This window comes from Kitasatospora sp. NPDC001603 (assembly GCF_040298365.1).
Taxonomy (GTDB): domain Bacteria; phylum Actinomycetota; class Actinomycetes; order Streptomycetales; family Streptomycetaceae; genus Kitasatospora.
Genome location: NZ_JBEPAA010000001.1, coordinates 132,376 through 150,188 on the forward strand (window position 1 = coordinate 132,376; position 17,813 = coordinate 150,188).

The window sequence follows — 17,813 nt, forward strand, 5'->3', positions numbered from 1 at the left end:
TCCGTCGTACCACCCGGGCGTCAGCCGACGTGGGCGAAGCCCTCCAGGCCACCGAGCGCGTCGGTGGAGGTGGCGGCGCCGAACGCATGCGCGCCGGTGTGGATGTGCGAGGTGTGGGCGAGGCCGTACCACTCACCGGCGGCGAACACCGGGTGCGCGGAGGCGACGAACTCGCCGCCGCCGGCCAGGCCGACGTGCGCGAACGCCGGGGTGGCGACACCCGCGAGCGCCAGCGCGCCGAAGGCGGTCAGCGCGGCCTTGCCCAGCTTGTTCTTCATTGGATCTGCCCTCTCTTCCGGAGCGCTCGGTCGGAGCGCCCTGCCACTGACACGTGAACACACGCTGCCGTCGGCCGCGGCGCTCCACGCGCCGCCCCGACGGCCTGTCACCCGGACGGCCCGCGCCCGTGGGTACGGGCCGACCGGACAGTCGATCCACCGAAGCCCGGAGGGCCCGGGGACACGTCCCCGGGCCCTCCGTCGCTGTCCTGTGGCGGCAATCAGCCGATCAGGTGCGAGACGCCCGCGTCGCCCGAGGACTGGGTGTTCTGGCCGACGTTGCAGATCTGCTTCGGGGTGCTGTTCAGGACCGGGACCTCGACCGGAACCGCGACGCCGATGACGGCGACCGCGATGTTGTGGACCTCCGGCAGGCAGATGTTCGCGTTGTCCAGGGTGTGGAAGTTCGGCGAGCTGTTGCCGTGGGTGCCGGTCTGGTTGGTGCCGCCGTTGCCCTGGGCGGAGACGGCCGAGCCGTCCGAGTCGGCGATGGCGGAGGCCGAACCGGCGGACATCGCGATGGCGGCGGCGGCCAGGCCGGCGGCGGCGAGGGTCTTCTTGATCATTTCGGGTTTCCTCTCGGGGGATGAATCGGGGAGCGATTCGAAGGGTGGTTCAGGAGGTGGTGCGGGGTCGGCAGGTCAGCCGATGAGGTGGGAGACGCCGGAGTCGCCCTTGCTCTGGGTGCCCTGGCCCTGGGTGCAGTACTGCTTGCCACCGCTGTTGGCGATCGGGACCTCGACCGGGACGGCCACACCGAGCACGCCGACCGCGATGTTGTGGATCTCGGGGAGGCAGACGTTCGCGTTGTCCAGGAAGTGGAAGTTCGGGCTGTTGTCACCGACGGTGCCGGTGAAGTTGGTCCCGCCGTTGCCCTGGAGGGACGCGGCGGAGCCGTCCGAGTCCGCGATGGCCGAGGCCGGCGCCGCAGCGGCGGCCAGCGCGGCGACGGCCAGGCCGGCGGCGGCGAAGGACTTCTGGATCATGGGGAGATCCCTCTCTGGAATGCTTTTGGTTTCCGTGCGTACAACGCGTAGAACGCTCAGGCCCGGTCTGCGGTCACTGACATTCAGATCAAAGAATGACGCCACGGAAGGTTACGGGGATTCTTGAAAAGAGTCCGGGAGGCGCGACTTCCGGGGGATTCCGGTCGGATTATTAGGCCGAACCGGTTAACGGGCGCAATCAGGGCTCCGGGTGTCTCGTTGAGACAGAGTGCTTTCGGCTGCGCCCTGCGCGCGGCCGACCCCCAGATCCCCAGTACGGACAGGCAGAACGGTGAAAAGCATGAAGTTCTCCAAGCGGGCCGGCGCGATGCTGCTGGCGGTCGGTGCGGGCGTGCTCGCCTCCCAGGGCGCGGCCTCCGCCGCCGCGGTCAGTCCCGACCAGGTCGGGGCCCTGGAGGACCGGCTGGCCACCCAGCAGGTCCCCCTCGACGTCCCGCTCGCACCCCTGGACAGCCGCATCTCCGGTGGCATCCCCACCTCCCTGGTGATGCCGGCCGTGCCCGGCCGCACCACCGGCAACGAGCTGCTCCCGGAGCGGATCGTGCCCCAGCTCGGCACCGGCAAGGTGGGCCCCTCGGCCAAGGCGGAGCTCCCGCTGCCGCTGGTCGACCAGGGCGCCGACCTCGGCGAGCTGCTGCTGGAGGCCCCGGCCGCCCCGCTGCACGCCGACACCCCCGGGATCGGCTTGGGCGAGCCGCTCGCGCTGGCCCAGGACGGCACCGGGCAGCTGGCCGACGGCACGCTCAAGGTCGGCGAGATCGACCCGCGGCTGGTCACCGGCGCGGTGCAGGCCGTCCCGGGCGCCAAGGCGACGCTCGGCAACGAGGACGAGCGGATCTCCGTCACCGACTCGGTGGGGAACCTCGCCACGACCGCCACGGCGACCACCACCGGTGTCGTGGAGCAGAGCGGTCTGACCGGGCTCGCCCAGCTCTGAGCCGGTCCGGACCGACCCGGCGCGCACGGGAGCCCGGCGCCCCTCCCCGCGGAGGGCGCGCCGGGCTCCCGGCCGTGCGGCGCCGGTGCTCAGCCCGGCAGGGCGCCGAGCAGCTGACCGACGACCGGCAGGTCGCGCGGACCGCCGCCGGCGCTCAGCGGACCGGTCAGCGTGCTGGTGCTGACCGGGGCCAGGCCGGTGTCCTCCGGCTGGACGGTCGCGCCGTTGTTCAGCACGTCGGCGGAGGAGTTGGCCCAGGGGTCGACGCGCAGGTCCTTGACCGGCGCGATGCCGTAGCCGAGACCGGTGGTGGTGCCGCCCAGCGCCTGGGCGAGGTCGGTCTTGGCCAGGCTGGCGCCGCCCTCGGCCGGCGCCGCGTGCGCCGTGCCGGCGCCGGCGCCGAGCAGCATCGCGGCGCCCAGGGCGGCGGCCAGGCCGGCCCCGCTCTTCATCGAAACCATGCTCTTCGCAACCATGCTCAGTCACCTTCGGGAGATCGGGTCCCCGGGCGGCCGTACTGCGCCCGGGTATGCCGAACTGCCCCCCGACCGGCTGGACGGGGGGCAGTTCGGCCGGTACGCGTGCCGATCGGGGATCAGCAGTCGTCGGCGGGCTGCGGGTGCGCCTCGACGTTGGCGCAGCTGTTGCCGAACGCCGGGTTCAGGGCGCCGATCACGTTGACGGAGTTGCCGCAGAGGTTCACCGGGATGTGCACCGGGATCTGCAGCTGGTTGCCGGAGAGCACGCCGGGCGAGCCGGCGGCCACGCCCTCGGCACCGGAGCTGGCGGCGGCGGAGCCCGCCGCGCCCAGCACCAGGCCGGCAGCGGCGGCGGAGAGGACGGCGGCCTTCTTCACGTTCTGCATGGGGTTGATCTCCTCGATCACACACGGGTTGAGCGGGCCGCACCCCGCCCGGGGGCGGGATGCGGCACGGACTCGGTGGAACTGCCGTCGCCGGTGCGGCGACCGCCGGTTCAGCCGATGTTGGCGCAGTTGTTGCCGAACGCCGGGTTCAGGATGCTGATGACCCCGATGGAGTTGCCGCAGACGTTGACCGGGATGTGCACCGGGATCTGGATCTGGTTGCCGGAGAGCACACCGGGGGAGCCGGCGGCGACGCCCTCGGCACCGGAGCTGGCGAACGCGCCGCCGGCCGCGCCGACGACCAGGCCGGCGGCGGCGAGGGACAGGGCGGCGGCCTTCTTGAGGTTTCGCATGTGGTTCTTCCTCCGTTTTCTGCCCGACCGTAAATGGAATGAGTCGGGAGCCGGGCGAAGGGAAATCATCGCCCGCTGGTTTCTGGGATTGCCGTGATTGTCACTCTGGCGGCCCAAGTGGCGCGTGTCGCCCGTGGCTTGGACGATGGGAGGCCGCCGCTGCACCCGCGCGTCGCGAGGAATTCCCGCACGGCCGGGAACAACTCGCGCAGACGCGCGACCAGGAGCGATTCCGGACGGGCTCGGACCGGCGGCGGATCTCCCGGAGTCGATGGGTCGCCCGGTGGGCCGGGCGGCCGTTCCGCGCCGGCTCAGGCGTTCGCGCAGTGGTTGCCGAAGGCCGGGTTGAGCAGGCCGGCGACGTCGACGGAGTTGCCGCACAGGTTCACCGGGACGTGCACCGGGATCTCGAACTGGTTGCCCGAGGCCACCCCGGGCGAGCCGGCCGCGACGCCCTCGGCGGACGCGCCGTGGGCGTGGTGGGCGACGGCGACGCCGGCGCCGGCGGCCAGCAGGGCGGCGGTGGCCGCCGTGCCGAGGGCGCCGTGGGCGAGCTTGCGCATGTGCGGTACTCGATTCGTCTCGTGGGCCTGTGCGGAACGGGTTCCGAGAGGGAGAACGAGGCAGTGGCCGGAGGGAAACGGTCGGGTCCGGTGATCACCCGAATGCCGGGAGGCCCGGGCCTGTTGGGCCAGTCGGGTGACAAAGGGGGCGGTGCAGCAACCGGGCCGGACGGGTGTCGTTCTAGATGTCGCACTCCCCGTGCAGTTCTGTCGATCAGTCAGGAGGCTCCTATGAGCATCAAGAAGACGGCCGCCGTCGGTGCCGCCGTGGTAGGCATCGTGGCGGCCGGTGCCGGCACCGCGATGGCCAGCTCCGGCGCCGAGGGTGTCGCCGCGGGTTCCCCCGGCGTCATCTCCGGCAACCAGGTCCAGGTGCCGGTCCACGTCCCGGTCAACCTCTGCGGCAACACCATCGACATCATCGGTCTGCTGAACCCGGCGTTCGGCAACCACTGCGTCAACGCGGGCTGACCGACGCCCGGTTCGGCCGGCGCGAGCCGCCGTTCCGCGCTTCCCTCCTGGGGCGCGGGGCGGCGGCTCTCCGCGTTCTCCGGCGCCGCCGGCGGACGCGGGCCCGGCCGGGGGCGTCCCGGCCGGTGCTGTCCGGAGCCTTGTTGCGTTACTTGTCAGTACCTAGAATATGAGACCTGCTCACCTTTCTTTGCTCCGAGCCGTCCGGCGTCCCCGGTCGGGCGGTCCCCCACCCCGCAAGGAGTCACGAGTGATCAGGTCACCCCTGTCAGGCGCGCGCGGATCCCGGTCGGTCGCGGGCCGCTCCCCCTACGGCGCACTGCTCGCGACGGGCGCCCTCGTCGCCGCCCTCGGTCTGGTCGGCGCCCCCACCGCCCTCGCCGACTCCGGCGCCTCCTCCGCGGCCTCCGCCACCGGCCGCCCGGCCGCGGTCGTCGCCCTCGGCGACAGCGCCATCTCCGGGGAGGGCGCCGGCACCGACACCGGTGACGGCTACTTCCCCGAGACCGACTCGCCCACCAACTACTGCCACCGGCACCCCAAGTCGGAGATCTTCGTCACCGGCATCCCCGACGTCACCCCGATCGACCTGGCCTGCTCCGGCGCCCAGACCGGCGACCTGGTCAGCGATCCCGCACTGGCCGCCATCACCGGCTCCGGCAGCGGGGACTTCGGCGAGCCCAAGCAGGACGTCCAACTCGCCGACGTGGCAGGCCGGTACGACGTCAAGATGGTCGTCGTCACGATCGGCGCCAACGACGACTTCGACTTCAGCGGGATCATGATGCACTGCCTCGCGCAGTACTTCCCCGTCCCCAAGGACCAGGGCTGCCGCGACACCATCGGCAGCGCGGAGATCGCCGAGCGGGCCAGGGCGGTCCAGCCCAAGGTGGTCGCGGCGCTGCGCGACATCCGGCAGACCATGCGTTGGGCCGGCTACGCCGACAACGCCTACCAGCTGGTCTACCAGTCCTACTTCAACCCGATCACCCCGGACATCCGCCGCAACGACTACGTCGGCAAGGTCGCCGACGGCTGCCCGGCGTTCCCCGAGGACCTCGCCTGGGGCCACAACTGGGTGGTGCCGCTCTTCAGTGACACCCTGCGCGCCGCGGCCGAACAGGTGCCCGGCGTCCGGTACCTGGACCAGCGCCGGGTCGCCTTCGGCCACGAGGTCTGCGCCGAGTGGACCAGCTCGCCGTACGAGTACACCAACGGCGACGTGATCAACCTCGCCGAGTGGATCCGCAACGGCTGCGACCAGCAGATCGGCATCCCCGGCCTCTGCATGAACATGGTCCGCCAGTCCTACCACCTGAGGGTGGCCGGCTACCGCGGTGAGGGCGTCTGCCTCGGCCAGTTCTACGCCAGGCCGGACCAGCAGCAGGCCTACTGCACCCTCGACCAGCGGAACACCACGTCCATCCAGCCGCTCACCCCGGGGAAGCCGTTCGGCGACGGGCCGGAGGACGGCGCCTGGTACCAGCTCACCTCCGCCGCCGACGGCAAGGCGCTCGACTTCTCCGGCGGCGGCACCTACGGCGACTCCACCAACGGCCGCGGCGCCCTCACCTACACCCCCACCGGCGGGCTGAACCAGTCCTTCGTCCTGGAGGCCCAGCAGGGCGGCGGCTACGAGCTCGACTTCAGCGGCAACCGGAACATGTGCCTGGACGCCGACGCCGGCTCCACCGCCCCCGGTACCCGGCTCCAGCAGTGGGGCTGCAACGGCGGCGGCAACCAGCACTGGGTCTTCGAGCCGGCCGGCGACGGCCTCTACAAGCTGGCCGACTCCCAGGACCGCACCAAGGTCGCCACCGCCGGCGGCAGCCGCGACGCCAAGGGCAACACCCTGGTCGAGCTCGCCGCCGACACCGGCGCCGCCAACCAGCTCTGGCGGCTCACCAAGCTCGGCATCGTCTACCTGCACGGCTGACCCGCCCCGCCCACCCCGCCGCCGCCCCACCCGGGCGGCGGCGGCCCGCTGCCCGGGGCCGCGCCCGGTCCGGGGCGGGTCCGGGGCGGGTCCGCGACCGGCCCGGGGAGGCACCGGAAGGTCGGCCGGAGAGGCCCGATCCCGTGCCGTAGGCTCGCTCGGCGGCACGATCGTGGCCGCGCCGACCACGAGCGGGGGCGGGAGTCCAGAGCTGATGAGCACGGCATCGAGTACATCGAGCGCGGAGCCGGCGAGCGCCGAGCCGTCCGGCACCGGCGCCCCCTCGGCCGAGGCCGGGCGGCAGGGCCGCCTCGGCGCCGTCGTGGACCGGTTCGCGCCCGCGCTCGGCGCGTACGCGGTGGTGAAGGCCACCGGCCTGGCCGTGCTCCTGCTGCTGCTCTCGCACACCGGTGACTTCCTCCGGAAGGAGCCGGGCCGCGGCGGGGGCGCCCAGCCCTGGGACGTGCTCGGCACCTGGGACGGCGTCTGGTACCAGCGGATCGCCGAGAACGGCTACCACCCGCAGCTGGTCCCGCTGCACGGCTTCCCGCTCGCCACCTACTACGAGAACTCGGCCGCGTTCTTCCCGCTCTACCCGTGGCTGATGCGCCTGGTCGGCGCCGTCACCGGGCTCGGCCCCTACGGGTCGGGCATCGCGGTCTCGGTGGTGGCCTCGTTCGTCGCGGCGGCCGGCGTCTTCGCCGTCGCCGAGCGGCTCGGCGGGTTCCGGGCCGGGGTGATCGCGGCGGTGATCTGGGGCCTCTTCCCGGGGTCGGGCGTCGAGTGGGCGGTCTACTCGGACTCGTTGTTCGTCGCCATCTCCGCCTGGGCCTGCTACTGCGTGATGACCCACCGCTGGCTCACCGCCGGCCTGCTCGCCTTCGCGGCCGGCCTCAACCGGCCCACCGCCGCCGCGCTGATCGCGGCCGTCTCGATCGCCGCGCTGGTGGCACTGGTCCGGCGCACCGACGGCGTCGCGCGACCGCTGACCGCGATGCTGGTCACGCCGTGGGGCCTGGTCTGGTACGTCGGCTGGGTCGGCTACCGGATGGGCGACTGGGGCGGCTACTTCAAGCTGCAGCGGGGTGCCTGGAACCGCTACTTCGACTGGGGCGCCTCCACCTCGCGCACCTTCCTGGACGTGATCACCGGGCACTGGGACTTCTGGCAGTCCAACCCCGCGCCCGACCTGATCGCGGTGGCCCTGCTGATGCTCCTGCCGGCGCTGCTGGTGCTGCTGCTGCGCATCCGGCCGCCGCTGGTCCTGGTGGTCTACACGCTGCTGACCGTCTTCACCGCGCTGAGCAGCAACCAGATCTTCGGCAACATCTCGCGCTACCTGCTGCCCGCCTTCCCGCTCTTCATCGGGCTGGCGGTCGCGCTGCGCCGGGTGAAGGTGCCCACCCTGCTGGGCCTGGGCGCGATGCCGACGCTCGCGGCGGGCTGGTACGCCGGGTACGCGCTGTTCGAGCTCGGCATTCCGTAGGCCGGGCCGCGCCCGCCGCCCCGCCCGCCCGCCGGTACCGTGGGCCGCCGCTCGCGGGATCGTTGTTCACGGGATCATCTGCCGGCAGACGGCCTTGCTACGCTCGGACGTATGACGACGAGCCCGCCGGTGCGCCGGATCCGAGACCTCTCCGGCCTGCTGGACCACGCCAGCCATGTCCTGGCGACCCGGATGGCGGCCGCCTTCACCGAGCTCGGGATCACCCCGCGCGCCTACTGCGTGCTGTTCCACGCGCTGGAGACCGAGCGCACCCAGATCCAGCTGGCCGAGCTGTCGGACCTGGACAAGACCACCATGGTCGTCACCGTGGACGAGCTGGAGAAGGCGGGCCTGGCGGAGCGCCGCCCGTCCGCCACCGACCGCCGGGCCCGGATCATCTCGGTCACCGAGGCGGGCGAGCGCGCCGTCGAAGAGGGCACCGCGATCGCCGACCGGGTGCACCGCGAGGTGCTGGAGTCGCTGCCCGAGCCCGAGCGGACGGTCTTCGTCTCGGCGCTGACCCAGCTGGTGGGCGGACATCTGGCGGAGCCGGTGGAGAGCGACCGGACGGTCCGGCGAGCCCGTCGCTCCCGGAGCTGAGCATCTCGAAAGAGACCTTCCCGAGAAAGATAGTCCCGAACAAAACAATCTGCTAGCGTCATACCCGGTACTCGACGAACCGGGAGACCCGCCATGACCACGCACGCCCCCAGCACGCCCACCCCGGGCGCACCGGCCCGGAGCGCATCCGCCCCGGACGCGCCCGCCCCGACCCGGGCCGCCTCGGCCCGTTCCCGTGCGCTCGCCCTGGCGGTGCTCTGCGCGGGGATGCTGATGATCATCCTGGACGGCTCCATCGTCACGGTGGCGCTGCCGGCCATCCAGGCGGACCTCGGCTTCTCCTCGGCCGACCTGACCTGGACGGTCAACGCCTACCTGATCGCCTTCGCCGGACTGCTGCTGCTGGCCGGCCGGCTCGGCGACCTGATCGGCCGCAAGCGGGTCTTCGTCGCCGGGCTCGCCCTCTTCACCGCCGCCTCGGTGCTCTGCGCGGTGGCCACCGGCCAGGGCATGCTGATCGCGGCCCGCTTCCTCCAGGGCGTCGGCGGGGCGATGGCCTCCGCGGTCAGCCTCGGCATGATCGTCACGCTCTTCCCCGAGCCGGGCGAGCGCGGCCGGGCGATCGGCGCCTTCAGCTTCGTCGGCGCGGCCGGCGCCTCGATCGGCCAGGTCCTCGGCGGCGTCCTCACCCAGGCCCTGAACTGGCACTGGATCTTCCTGATCAACCTGCCGCTCGGCCTCGCCGCCGTGCTGCTCGCGGTGCGGGTGCTCGACACCGACCGCGGCCCGGGCCTGCGGGCCGGCGCCGACACCCTCGGCGCCGTGCTGATCACCGCCGCCCTGATGCTCGGCATCTACACCATCGTCGGTACCGGCGAGCACGGTTGGGCCTCCGCCCGCACCCTCGGCCTGGGCTCGCTCGCCGCCCTGCTGCTGGCCGGCTTCCTGCTGCGCCAGGCCCGCGCCGCCCAGCCGCTGCTGCCGCTGCGGATGCTCCGCTCCCGGACCGTCGCCGGGGCGAACGTGGTGCAGGTCCTCGCGATCTCCGGGATGTTCGGCTTCCAGATCCTGCTCGCGCTCTACCTGCAGAACGTGCTCGGCTACGGCGCGGCCGCGACCGGTCTGGCCATGCTCCCGGCGGCGGTGTCCATCGGAGCCGTGTCGCTCTTCCTCTCCGCCCGGCTGAACGCCCGCTTCGGCGAGCGCAACGTCCTGATGGCCGGACTGGCCCTGCTGGTCGCCGCGCTCGGGCTGCTCGTCCGGCTGCCGGCGGACGCCGACTACGCCGTCCACCTGCTGCCGACCATGCTGCTGATCGGCGGTGGCGGGCTGGTGCTCTCCGGCCTGACCGCGCTGGGCATGTCGGGCGCGGGCGCGGCGGACGCGGGCACCGCCTCCGGCCTCTTCAACACCACCCAGCAGGTCGGCGCGGCCCTCGGCGTCGCCGTCCTCACCACCCTCGCCGCCGCCCGGACCGGAACCCTGAGCGGTGCCGGACACCCCGCGGCCGAGGCGCTGACCGGCGGGTTCCGCCTGGCCTTCGCGGTCGCGGCCGGGCTGCTGGCGCTGGCCCTGCTGGTCACGGCCGTCGTCCTGAAGCCCGCCGGGGCCGCGAGCTCCGCCGAACGGCCCGCGGCGGCGGTGCTCTGACCCGCCGAACCGGACGGGCCACCGGGGCATCCGCCCTGGTGGCCCGCAGGGCTGTCGCGGCGTGGACGGGGCCGGCTGTCAAGGATTCGGAAGGGATTCCGGGGCAATTCTCATGTCGCCCGTCGGGACATGTCGGCTATGCCGGTCTTCGTGGGTTCGCGGAACGGTGCTAAGTGGCCGGAGATCTTCCGGATATGGGCATTAGGTGTGATCATCGCCAAATTCAGGACGGAATCCGTGGCGAGGGGGAAAGGCACCCGGCCGTCCTCCCGCTCCGGAGCGCGGCGCGGCGGCGGGGGAGCCGCAGGGAGCGCGGAGGAGCGCGGGAGCGCACGAAAGGGCACCGCGAGCCGTGCGACGGGGCAGTACGCGAGGGCAGCGTGAGGGCGGTGCGGGGGCAGCACGAGACGACCGGCGGCGAGGAACGGCGACGGCGGAGGAGGCGGGGTGCTGCGCGGGTGGCGGCCGGCGGGGTCGGCACGGGGGCCACCGAGGGGGCGCGGTGCGCGAGTGCTGAGCCGGGTTCTCCGGCCGCCGGCACATCGCGTCGCGACGTTCGAGCGGGGTCCGTACTCCACCGGTGGGTCGGATCGTGACCGACGGTGACCGGAAGGCGGACCGGTCGGCTCAGGCGGGGCGTTCGGCCTGGGCCAGCGTGACGGCGAGGGAGCGCCAGACCTCGGAGGCGAGGTCGATGTTGGCCGCTTCCTGGGCCTGTTGGGCGAGTTGTTCGAGTTCCCGGATGGCGGCGTCGCGCTCACCGTTCAGGATGCGCAGCTGGTTGCGCAGCATGAGGTGCCGGACGCGGTCCCGAAAGGACAGGTGCTCGGGGTGGTCGCCGAGCCGTTCGCAGAGCTCCCGGGCGGCCGGGTGGTCGTCCTGGTGGAAGGCCAGGTGGGCCCGGAGGGTGAGGAACTCCTGCTGGTGGACCGGCAGGTTCAGCAGCTCGACGGCCGGGGCGGCCTCGCGGAGCCGGCGTTCGGCCTGGTCGGTGCGGCGCGGGTCCATCCGCAGGTAGAGCGAGGCGGCGGCGAGTCTCAGTCGCATCCAGAGCACGAGTTCCTCGTTGCCGGCGCCCAGCAGGTCCATGGCCTGTTCCAGCAGGGCGGCGGCCTCGGCGTGCCGGCCCTGGCGGATCCGGATGCTGCCGGCCGTCCAGAACGTCTCGGCGCGCAGGGTGACCGGGAGTTCGTCGACGAGCCGGAGCACCTGGTCGGTGTGGTCCAGGGCCTCGACCAGCCGGCCGGTCTCGGCCTCGACGGAGATCAGGACGAGCAGGGTGCGGGTCAGGTCGCTGCGGGAGAGCTGGTGCTCGGTGGCGAGCGCGTAGGCCTCGGTGGCCATCCGGTGGGCGGCGGGGACGTCGCCGGTGGTCCTCTGACATCGGGCGAGCTGGACCCTGGCTCTGACCTGCAGATGCGGGTGTTCGATCTGGTCGCTCAGCTCGGTGAGCGACTGCAGGGTGCGCTGCTGGTCCTGGCGGGCGCCGCTCTTGCGCTGGTTCTCGGCCAGCATCCAGAGGGACTGCCAGCGCAGCGCGGGGTGGGTCGGGACGCCCTGCTGCACGGTGTCCAGCAGCATCCGGGTGGCGTCCTCGGCGTCGCTCCCGGAGACCACCATGGCGAGCGTCTCGGCGGTGCGGTCGGTCGGTTCGGCCTGGAACGACGAGAGCGGCAGGTCCAGCTTGTCGCAGAGGTAGGCCACCGCGCGGTCGGTCGGCGGGCGGCTGCCCGACTCCAGACGGGAGAGGTAGGCGGCGGACATGCCGGGCCCTGTCAGCTGGGCCTGCGAGATGCCTCGGTTCTGCCGGATCGTCCGTAGCCGGATGCCGAAGTAGGGCTGTGGCAGGGTTTGGAGGGACGTCTGGAGCATGGCGACGACACTGCCACAGCGCCACCGTCATTTGTCAAGCCCGCACCGGGGCCCCGGCAATTCTGTCAACCGGGGCCCGCGCGCAGTGGAATCAGGGCTGGTCGGAGCGGCTCACGGCCACTCGATGTCGCCCTCCTTGCCGTCCGGTACGACGATCGTGATGTCCTTTCCGGCCGTGGTGGCGGAGCCCGAATGGGCTGTCAGGGCATGGATGCTCTGGGCGGCGCCGAATGCGAGGACCACCGCCAGTCCGGTGAGCGCGAGCGTGCGGCGGAGTGTGTTCATCGTGCTTTCCCTAGGGTTGTTCAGCAGTGAATCCTGGCGGCGGTGCGGGCCGGCTTCCCCCCGATCACTCCGCAGCGGCAACGTAGCCCACCTGGGGTTCTTTGACAAGCATCTGCCAAAGAGATTGACAAACTTGGCAAGCGATCGAAGGGTGCTGTCTTATGAGGCTGTAGCGGAGAAGGGGGTGGTGGCAGTGACGGGGGCTGTCACGTCCGAGGTCAACAGCGTGCCGATCGCGGAGTTGAGGCCGGCCGACTCGCCGCGGCTCGCGGGCGAGGACAGCGGACATGTCGAGACGCTTGCCCAGAGCGGGACGGCCTTCGACCCGATCCTGGTGCACCGGGCCACCCGGCGGGTGGTCGACGGCATGCACCGGTTGCGCGCCGCCGCCATGCGCGGCGAGCGCCAGATCAGGGTGCGGTACGTGGACGGGCCGGAGGAGGAGATCTTCATCCGCTCGGTGGAGGCCAACGTGGCGCACGGCCTCCCGCTGACCCTGGGGGACCGCCGGGCGGCGGCCACCCGGATCCTCGCCTCCCACCCGGGCTGGTCGGACCGGGCGATCGCCCGCACCACCGGGCTGTCGCCGAAGACCGTGGGGGCGATCCGGCGCCGGTCGAGCGAGGAAAATCCTCAGTCGAGCGCCCGGGTCGGCCAGGACGGGCGGATCCGTCCGGTGGATCCGGTCGAGGGGCGCCGGGCTGCGGTCGCGCTGCTGACCGAGCGGCCCGAGGCGACCCTGCGGGAGATCTCGCAGGCCGTCGGCATCTCGTCCAGCACCGCGCACGAGGTGCGCCGGCTGCTGCGGCAGGGCGAGGACCCGCTCCGGCTGGCCGGCCGGGTCCCGCGGCAGGACCGCCGCGCCCTCCCGGCCCGGACCGCCCAGCGGTCCCGGACCCCGGAGCCGGCCGACCGGTCGGGCATCCTGGAGCGGCTCGCCAAGGACCCGTCGCTGCGGTTCACCGAATCCGGCCGGCTGCTGCTGCGCTGGCTGGGCACCCACGACTTCGACGCGCGGACCGGTCAGGAGCTGATCGCCGCCGTGCCGCCGCACTGCGCCGCCGCCGTGGCCGACCTGGCGAGCAGCTTCGCGCGCGAGTGGAGCCGTTTCGCCGAGGAGCTCGCCCAGCGCGCCGACGTCCCGGACGATGGCCGACCCAAGGCTTCTTGACGCTCGATCAGGGGCGTTGCGAGGATCGACGCGCTGCTGCCGTGAGTGCGACGAGAGCCACCGGCGCGGTGGCTCTCCGCGCGTCCGTCCCGCCTTCTCCCGTGCCCGGCGCCCGCAGCGCGCCGGCACCGCCGGCCCCGGATCCCGGGCCGGCGCCCTGGCCGGCCGGACCGCGACCATCCCTGCTTCCGAACACCAAAGGAGACGGCCGTGGCGCCAGCCACCGAGTCCACTGTCGACATCGCCATCGTCGGAGCCGGCCCCGCGGGCCTGTACGGCGCCTACTACGCCGGCTTCCGCGGCCTGACCAGCGCGGTCATCGACGCGCTGGAGCAGCCGGGCGGCCAGGTCGCCGCGCTGTACCCCGAGAAGCGGCTGTACGACGTGGCCGGCCATGTCGCGGTCAAGGGGCGGGAGTTGGTCGACAACCTGCTGGAGCAGGCGGCCACCTTCGACCCCCGCTACCTGCTCGGGCAGACCGCCACCACCCTCACGCCGAACGGCACCGGGTGGGAGATCACCACCGACGCGGGCAGCCGGGTCCTCGCCGGGGCGGTGGTGATCTCGGCCGGCATCGGCCGGGTGGTGCCCCGCACCCTGCCGTGCTCGCTGCCCTTCGAGGGCCGGGGCGTCGCCTACCACGTGCCCCGGCTGGAGGAGCACCGCGACCGTGACGTGGTGATCGTCGGCGGCGGCGACAGCGCGGTGGACTGGGCGCTGGCACTGGCCCCGATCGCCCGGTCGGTCACCGTCGTCCACCGGCGCGGCAGCTTCCGGGCCCACGAGCACAGCGTGAAGCAGCTGTACGCCGCCCCGGTCCGGGTCGTCACCGACGCCCAGGTCACCGCCTGCCACGGCGCGGACCGGCTGGAGGGCGTCACCGTCCGGGGGGCCGAGGGCGAACTGGAGCTGCCCGCCCAGGCGCTGGTCGCCGCGCTCGGCTTCTCCTCCCAGCTGGGCCCGATCGCCGACTGGGGCCTGAAGCTGGAGAACCGCCAGATCCTGGTCGACCCGGCGATGCGGACCAGCCTGCCGCAGGTCTACGCGGTCGGTGACGGCTGCACCTACGAGGGCCGGGTCCCGCTGATCTCGGTCGGGTTCGGCGAGGCCGCCACCGCCGTGAACCACGCGGCCGTGGCGCTGCGCCCCGGCGCCCAGCTGGCCCCGGAGCACTCCTCCGACTTCCCGCAGTCCGGTCCGGCCTGAGCCGACGACCGCCCCGACGCGCCCCGGCGCGTGCCGCCACACCGATGAGAGGAAGCCAATGATGACGACACCTCAGATTGATTCGGGCCAGTTCAGCGACGTGATCCCCGGAGTGGTCGACGGGACGGTCACGGCCACGCTCGACGCGGAGGGCAACGTCTCCCTCCACGTCCTGGTCGGCCGGCACGGCCGGAACTCCGAGCGGTGCGACCGCATCGAGTTCATCCTCACCGAGGAGAACGCCCGGCAGCTGGGCGAGATGCTGACCAACGCCACCGCCGCCCGGACCGGTCCGGTGCCCTGCTCGGTGGGCGTCCGGCTGAACTCCCCCTTCAGCGGGACCGAAGCGGACCTCGCCTCCGCCGGTCCGTCGGCGCGTTGAGCTACGCGCTGACGGCCTCCCAGGTCGTGCGGATGCTCGGCGAATGGAGAGCGGCCGGCCCGGCCTACGCGGACCTCGCGGAGGCCTTCCAGGTGCTGATCTCCGACGGCCGGCTGCCGGCCGGGGCCCGGCTCCCGGCCGAGCGGACCTTCGCCGTCCAGTGCGGGCTCAGCCGCAACACCGTCACCGCCGCCTACCGGATCCTGCGTGAGCGGGGCTTCCTGGCGAGCGACCGCGGGGCGGGCTCGTTCGTCCGGCTGCCGGAGCCCGGCCGGCGGACGCGGGCCCCGTACTCGCTGGCGGCCCGCAGCGCCGGGTCGATCGACCTGGCGGTGGCCTCGCTGCCCGCGCCGGAGGCCGTCCTCGGCACCGCGACCCGGCTGGCCGCCGGTGACCTCGGCCGCTACTCCCACCTGCTCGGCTACGACGTGGCGGGGGTGGCCGACCTGCGCCGGACGATCGCCGAGGACTTCACCCGCCGGGGTGCGCCGACCGACCCCGGCCAGATCCTGGTGACGGCCGGCGCCGACCACGCGCTCGGCCTGCTCATCCGCCTGCTGTCGCGCCCGGGCGAGGCGGTGATGACCGACAGCCCGACGTACCCCAACGTGCTCGACCTGACCAGGGCGCTGGGCCGCCGGCTGCTGACCGTGGGCCTCGGCGCCGACGGCTGGAACACCGACGTCTGGAAGTCCGCGCTGCGCCAGGAGGCGCCGCGGCTGGCCTACCTGATGCCGGACTTCCACAACCCGACCGGCCTGGTGATGCCGGACTCCGCGCGGTCCGCGATCGTCGACGCCTCGCGCCGCTCCGGGACGTACCTGGTGGTGGACGAGGCGCTGCGCGAACTCGCGCTCGACGGCGGCGAGCTTCCGCCGCCGATGGCCGCCTGGTCGACGCCCGATCACGTCATCACCATCGGCACCATGAGCAAGACCTGCTGGGCCGGCCTGCGGGTCGGCTGGATCCGCGCCTCCAAGTCCGTGATCGCCCGGCTGATCGGGCTGCGCAACCTCGTCGACACCGGCAACTCGCTGCTCACCCAGCTCATCGCGCTGCGGGTGCTGGAGGCCGGCGCCGGCCTGCTGCGGGAGCGGCGGGAGCTGCTGCTGGAGCGCCGCCGGGTGCTGGTCGACCTGCTGGCGCGGGACTTCCCCGACTGGCGGTTCACGCTGCCGCACGGCGGGCTCTCGCTCTGGGTGGACCTCGGCGCCAGGCTGGGCTCGCCGCTGGCGCAGGCGGCGGGCCGGCGCGGGCTGGAGATCCTCTCCGGCGGCCGGTTCGGCGTGGACGGCACGCTGGAGAGCCATATCCGGATCCCCTTCGTCGCCGACGAGCGGACGCTGGTCGCGGGCTGCGAGCGCCTCGCGGAGGCCTGGCGGGAGGTCCAGCTGACCGGCCGGGGGAGCCGGCGGACGCAGGCGGCGGCCTGATGCCGGCGGGCCGGCGTCACGGGGCCAGCGCCAGCGGCGCCCCGCCCGCCGGCGCGGGTGCGACCGGCAGTTCGCGCATCCGCCGCAGCGGCGAGAGGAGGACCGGCAGGACGGCGAAGAGCTCGCCGATCACGCCCACCCACATCGCCTGGCGGACGCCGATGCTCTGGCCCAGCACCCCGCCGATCAGCGCGCCCAGCGGCATCGCCCCCCAGACCAGGAAGCGCACCGTCGCGGTCATCCGGCCCAGCAGCGGCTTCGGGCAGAGCTGCTGGCGGAACGCCACCCCGGTGATCTTGAAGGTCATGAAGACCACCCAGCCCAGCGCCTGGAGCGCCAGGGCGACCGCGAACCGCCAGTCGGCCTGGTACATCGGCAGCGCCAGCAGCCAGAGCACGGCGCTGGTGATCATCGCCGCGCACATCGCCGGCCCCTGGCCGAACCTGGTCACGATCCGCACCGTGACCAGGCTCCCGATCAGGCCGCCGACGGCCTCCGCGGTGAACACCAGACCGCACAGGAACGGCGACAGGTGGAGCTCGCCGGCCAGCAGCACCAGCAGCATCGAGGCGCCGATGGTGCCGCACATGTTGGAGATCGCCGCGGTCAGCGTGATCGAGCGCAGCAGCCGGTCGCCGAAGACGAACCGCAGCCCCTCGCCGATCTCGGCCCGCAGGCTGGCGTCCGGGTGGATCTCGGGCCGCTCCTCGGGCCGCTTGATCCGGCCCACGAAGAGCGCCGAGAGGACGAAGCTCACCGCGTCGACCACGATCGCGACCGGTGCGGTCAGCGCGCCGACCAGCACCCCGCCCGCGCCCGGCCCGCCGACCTGGATGGTGCTGCGGCTGGCCTCGATCTTGACGTTGGCCTCCACCAGCTGGTCGTCCTCCACCAGGTGCGGCAGGTAGCTGCCGTGCGCCGCGTCGAAGAACGCGGTGCAGACCGACATCCCGAAGGCCACCCCGTACAGCTGGAGGAGCGTCAGGCAGTCCAGCCAGGAGGCGATCGGGACGGAGGCGAGCAGGGCGGCCCGGCCGAGGTCGCCGAGGACCATCACCCGGCGCCGGCGCACCCGGTCCACCCAGGCGCCGGCCGGCAGGCCGATGAGCAGGAAGGCCAGGTACTCGAAGGTCACCAGCAGACCGGCCTGGAAGGGCGTGGCCTCCAGCGTGCCGATCGCGACGAGTGGCAGGGCGATGAGCGTGACGGCGGTGCCCGCCTGGCTCACCGAGTCGGCCGCCCAGAACCGACGGAAGTCGGTATGGCGGAGGAGACTGGTGCGAGGCGGCGTCATGGCGGCCAACACCACCACCCTGGAGCCGGAACGGCCATTGTTTTAGTCTGGGCGAAAACCTCG

General features: G+C 73.1%; 20 protein-coding genes. 10 read left to right on the plus strand and 10 right to left on the minus strand.

The features are described 5' to 3' along the window. Positions 1–20: 20 nt before the first annotated feature. From ABT263_RS00590 to ABT263_RS00600, 3 genes are all read right to left on the minus strand, one after another. On the minus strand, positions 21–278 hold the full coding sequence (locus ABT263_RS00590; protein WP_329488300.1) for a hypothetical protein: 258 nt from the start codon (positions 276–278) through the stop codon (positions 21–23). 221 nt (positions 279–499) lie between these two features. Then, positions 500–844 carry a rodlet layer protein gene (locus ABT263_RS00595; protein ID WP_329488298.1) on the minus strand — a complete coding sequence of 115 codons (345 nt, stop codon included), beginning with the start codon at positions 842–844 and terminating at the stop codon, positions 500–502. 75 nt (positions 845–919) lie between these two features. Then, a complete protein-coding gene (locus tag ABT263_RS00600; protein ID WP_313764319.1) occupies positions 920–1,264 on the minus strand; it encodes a rodlet layer protein in 345 nt (114 codons plus the stop codon). Positions 1,265–1,565: 301 nt separating this feature from the next. Between ABT263_RS00600 and ABT263_RS00605 the strand changes: the two genes are divergently transcribed. Further along, entirely contained in the window at positions 1,566–2,222 is a 657-nt protein-coding gene (locus ABT263_RS00605) for a hypothetical protein (RefSeq protein ID WP_352286198.1), read from the plus strand. Between the two features lie 89 nt (positions 2,223–2,311). Here the strand turns inward: ABT263_RS00605 and ABT263_RS00610 are convergent, their stop codons facing one another. The 4 genes from ABT263_RS00610 to ABT263_RS00625 all read right to left on the minus strand — a co-directional run bounded on the left by ABT263_RS00610 (position 2,312) and on the right by ABT263_RS00625 (position 4,003). After that, positions 2,312–2,698 carry a hypothetical protein gene (locus ABT263_RS00610; protein WP_329488295.1) on the minus strand — a complete coding sequence of 129 codons (387 nt, stop codon included), beginning with the start codon at positions 2,696–2,698 and terminating at the stop codon, positions 2,312–2,314. Between the two features lie 119 nt (positions 2,699–2,817). Beyond that, complete coding sequence (locus ABT263_RS00615) at positions 2,818–3,087, minus strand: chaplin (protein WP_329488294.1); 270 nt, start codon at positions 3,085–3,087, stop codon at positions 2,818–2,820. A gap of 110 nt (positions 3,088–3,197) precedes the next feature. After that, the gene (locus tag ABT263_RS00620; protein WP_329488293.1) at positions 3,198–3,440 is read right to left on the minus strand and encodes a chaplin; all 243 of its coding nucleotides are present in this window, start codon (positions 3,438–3,440) and stop codon (positions 3,198–3,200) included. A 311-nt stretch (positions 3,441–3,751) separates the two neighbouring features. After that, the gene (locus ABT263_RS00625) at positions 3,752–4,003 is read right to left on the minus strand and encodes a chaplin (protein WP_329488292.1); all 252 of its coding nucleotides are present in this window, start codon (positions 4,001–4,003) and stop codon (positions 3,752–3,754) included. Positions 4,004–4,234: 231 nt separating this feature from the next. Here ABT263_RS00625 and ABT263_RS00630 point away from each other — a divergent pair, with 231 nt between their 5' ends. The 5 genes from ABT263_RS00630 (at position 4,235) to ABT263_RS00650 (ending at position 10,107) form a co-directional block, all read left to right on the plus strand. Continuing rightward, on the plus strand, positions 4,235–4,474 hold the full coding sequence (locus ABT263_RS00630; RefSeq protein WP_329488290.1) for a chaplin: 240 nt from the start codon (positions 4,235–4,237) through the stop codon (positions 4,472–4,474). A 250-nt stretch (positions 4,475–4,724) separates the two neighbouring features. Then, the gene (locus ABT263_RS00635; RefSeq protein ID WP_352286200.1) at positions 4,725–6,410 is read left to right on the plus strand and encodes an RICIN domain-containing protein; all 1,686 of its coding nucleotides are present in this window, start codon (positions 4,725–4,727) and stop codon (positions 6,408–6,410) included. A 214-nt stretch (positions 6,411–6,624) separates the two neighbouring features. Continuing rightward, complete coding sequence (locus ABT263_RS00640) at positions 6,625–7,896, plus strand: putative hexosyltransferase (RefSeq protein ID WP_352286202.1); 1,272 nt, start codon at positions 6,625–6,627, stop codon at positions 7,894–7,896. Between the two features lie 111 nt (positions 7,897–8,007). Continuing rightward, positions 8,008–8,496 carry a MarR family winged helix-turn-helix transcriptional regulator gene (locus ABT263_RS00645; RefSeq protein WP_329488286.1) on the plus strand — a complete coding sequence of 163 codons (489 nt, stop codon included), beginning with the start codon at positions 8,008–8,010 and terminating at the stop codon, positions 8,494–8,496. A 93-nt stretch (positions 8,497–8,589) separates the two neighbouring features. Next, positions 8,590–10,107 (plus strand): DHA2 family efflux MFS transporter permease subunit, encoded by a 1,518-nt coding sequence (locus ABT263_RS00650; protein ID WP_352286203.1) that lies wholly within the window; start codon positions 8,590–8,592, stop codon positions 10,105–10,107. Between the two features lie 627 nt (positions 10,108–10,734). On the opposite strand, the gene ABT263_RS00655 is transcribed toward ABT263_RS00650, so the two are convergent. Then, positions 10,735–11,979 carry a helix-turn-helix domain-containing protein gene (locus tag ABT263_RS00655; RefSeq protein ID WP_352286205.1) on the minus strand — a complete coding sequence of 415 codons (1,245 nt, stop codon included), beginning with the start codon at positions 11,977–11,979 and terminating at the stop codon, positions 10,735–10,737. A gap of 111 nt (positions 11,980–12,090) precedes the next feature. Beyond that, a complete protein-coding gene (locus ABT263_RS00660) occupies positions 12,091–12,264 on the minus strand; it encodes a hypothetical protein (protein ID WP_329488283.1) in 174 nt (57 codons plus the stop codon). Positions 12,265–12,457: 193 nt separating this feature from the next. Here ABT263_RS00660 and ABT263_RS00665 point away from each other — a divergent pair, with 193 nt between their 5' ends. The 4 genes from ABT263_RS00665 (at position 12,458) to yczR (ending at position 16,456) form a co-directional block, all read left to right on the plus strand. Next, on the plus strand, positions 12,458–13,435 hold the full coding sequence (locus ABT263_RS00665; RefSeq protein WP_352286207.1) for a ParB/RepB/Spo0J family partition protein: 978 nt from the start codon (positions 12,458–12,460) through the stop codon (positions 13,433–13,435). Positions 13,436–13,645: 210 nt separating this feature from the next. Then, on the plus strand, positions 13,646–14,641 hold the full coding sequence (locus ABT263_RS00670; protein ID WP_352286209.1) for an NAD(P)/FAD-dependent oxidoreductase: 996 nt from the start codon (positions 13,646–13,648) through the stop codon (positions 14,639–14,641). A 61-nt stretch (positions 14,642–14,702) separates the two neighbouring features. Further along, the gene (locus tag ABT263_RS00675) at positions 14,703–15,023 is read left to right on the plus strand and encodes a hypothetical protein (RefSeq protein ID WP_329488280.1); all 321 of its coding nucleotides are present in this window, start codon (positions 14,703–14,705) and stop codon (positions 15,021–15,023) included. Continuing rightward, positions 15,020–16,456, plus strand: a complete 1,437-nt coding sequence (gene yczR / locus ABT263_RS00680; RefSeq protein ID WP_352286211.1) for a MocR-like transcription factor YczR — start codon at positions 15,020–15,022, stop codon at positions 16,454–16,456. Before ABT263_RS00675 ends, yczR begins: the two co-directional genes overlap by 4 nt. Positions 16,457–16,472: 16 nt before the next feature. On the opposite strand, the gene ABT263_RS00685 is transcribed toward yczR, so the two are convergent. Continuing rightward, entirely contained in the window at positions 16,473–17,750 is a 1,278-nt protein-coding gene (locus ABT263_RS00685) for an MFS transporter (protein ID WP_352286213.1), read from the minus strand. Positions 17,751–17,813 lie beyond the last annotated feature (63 nt).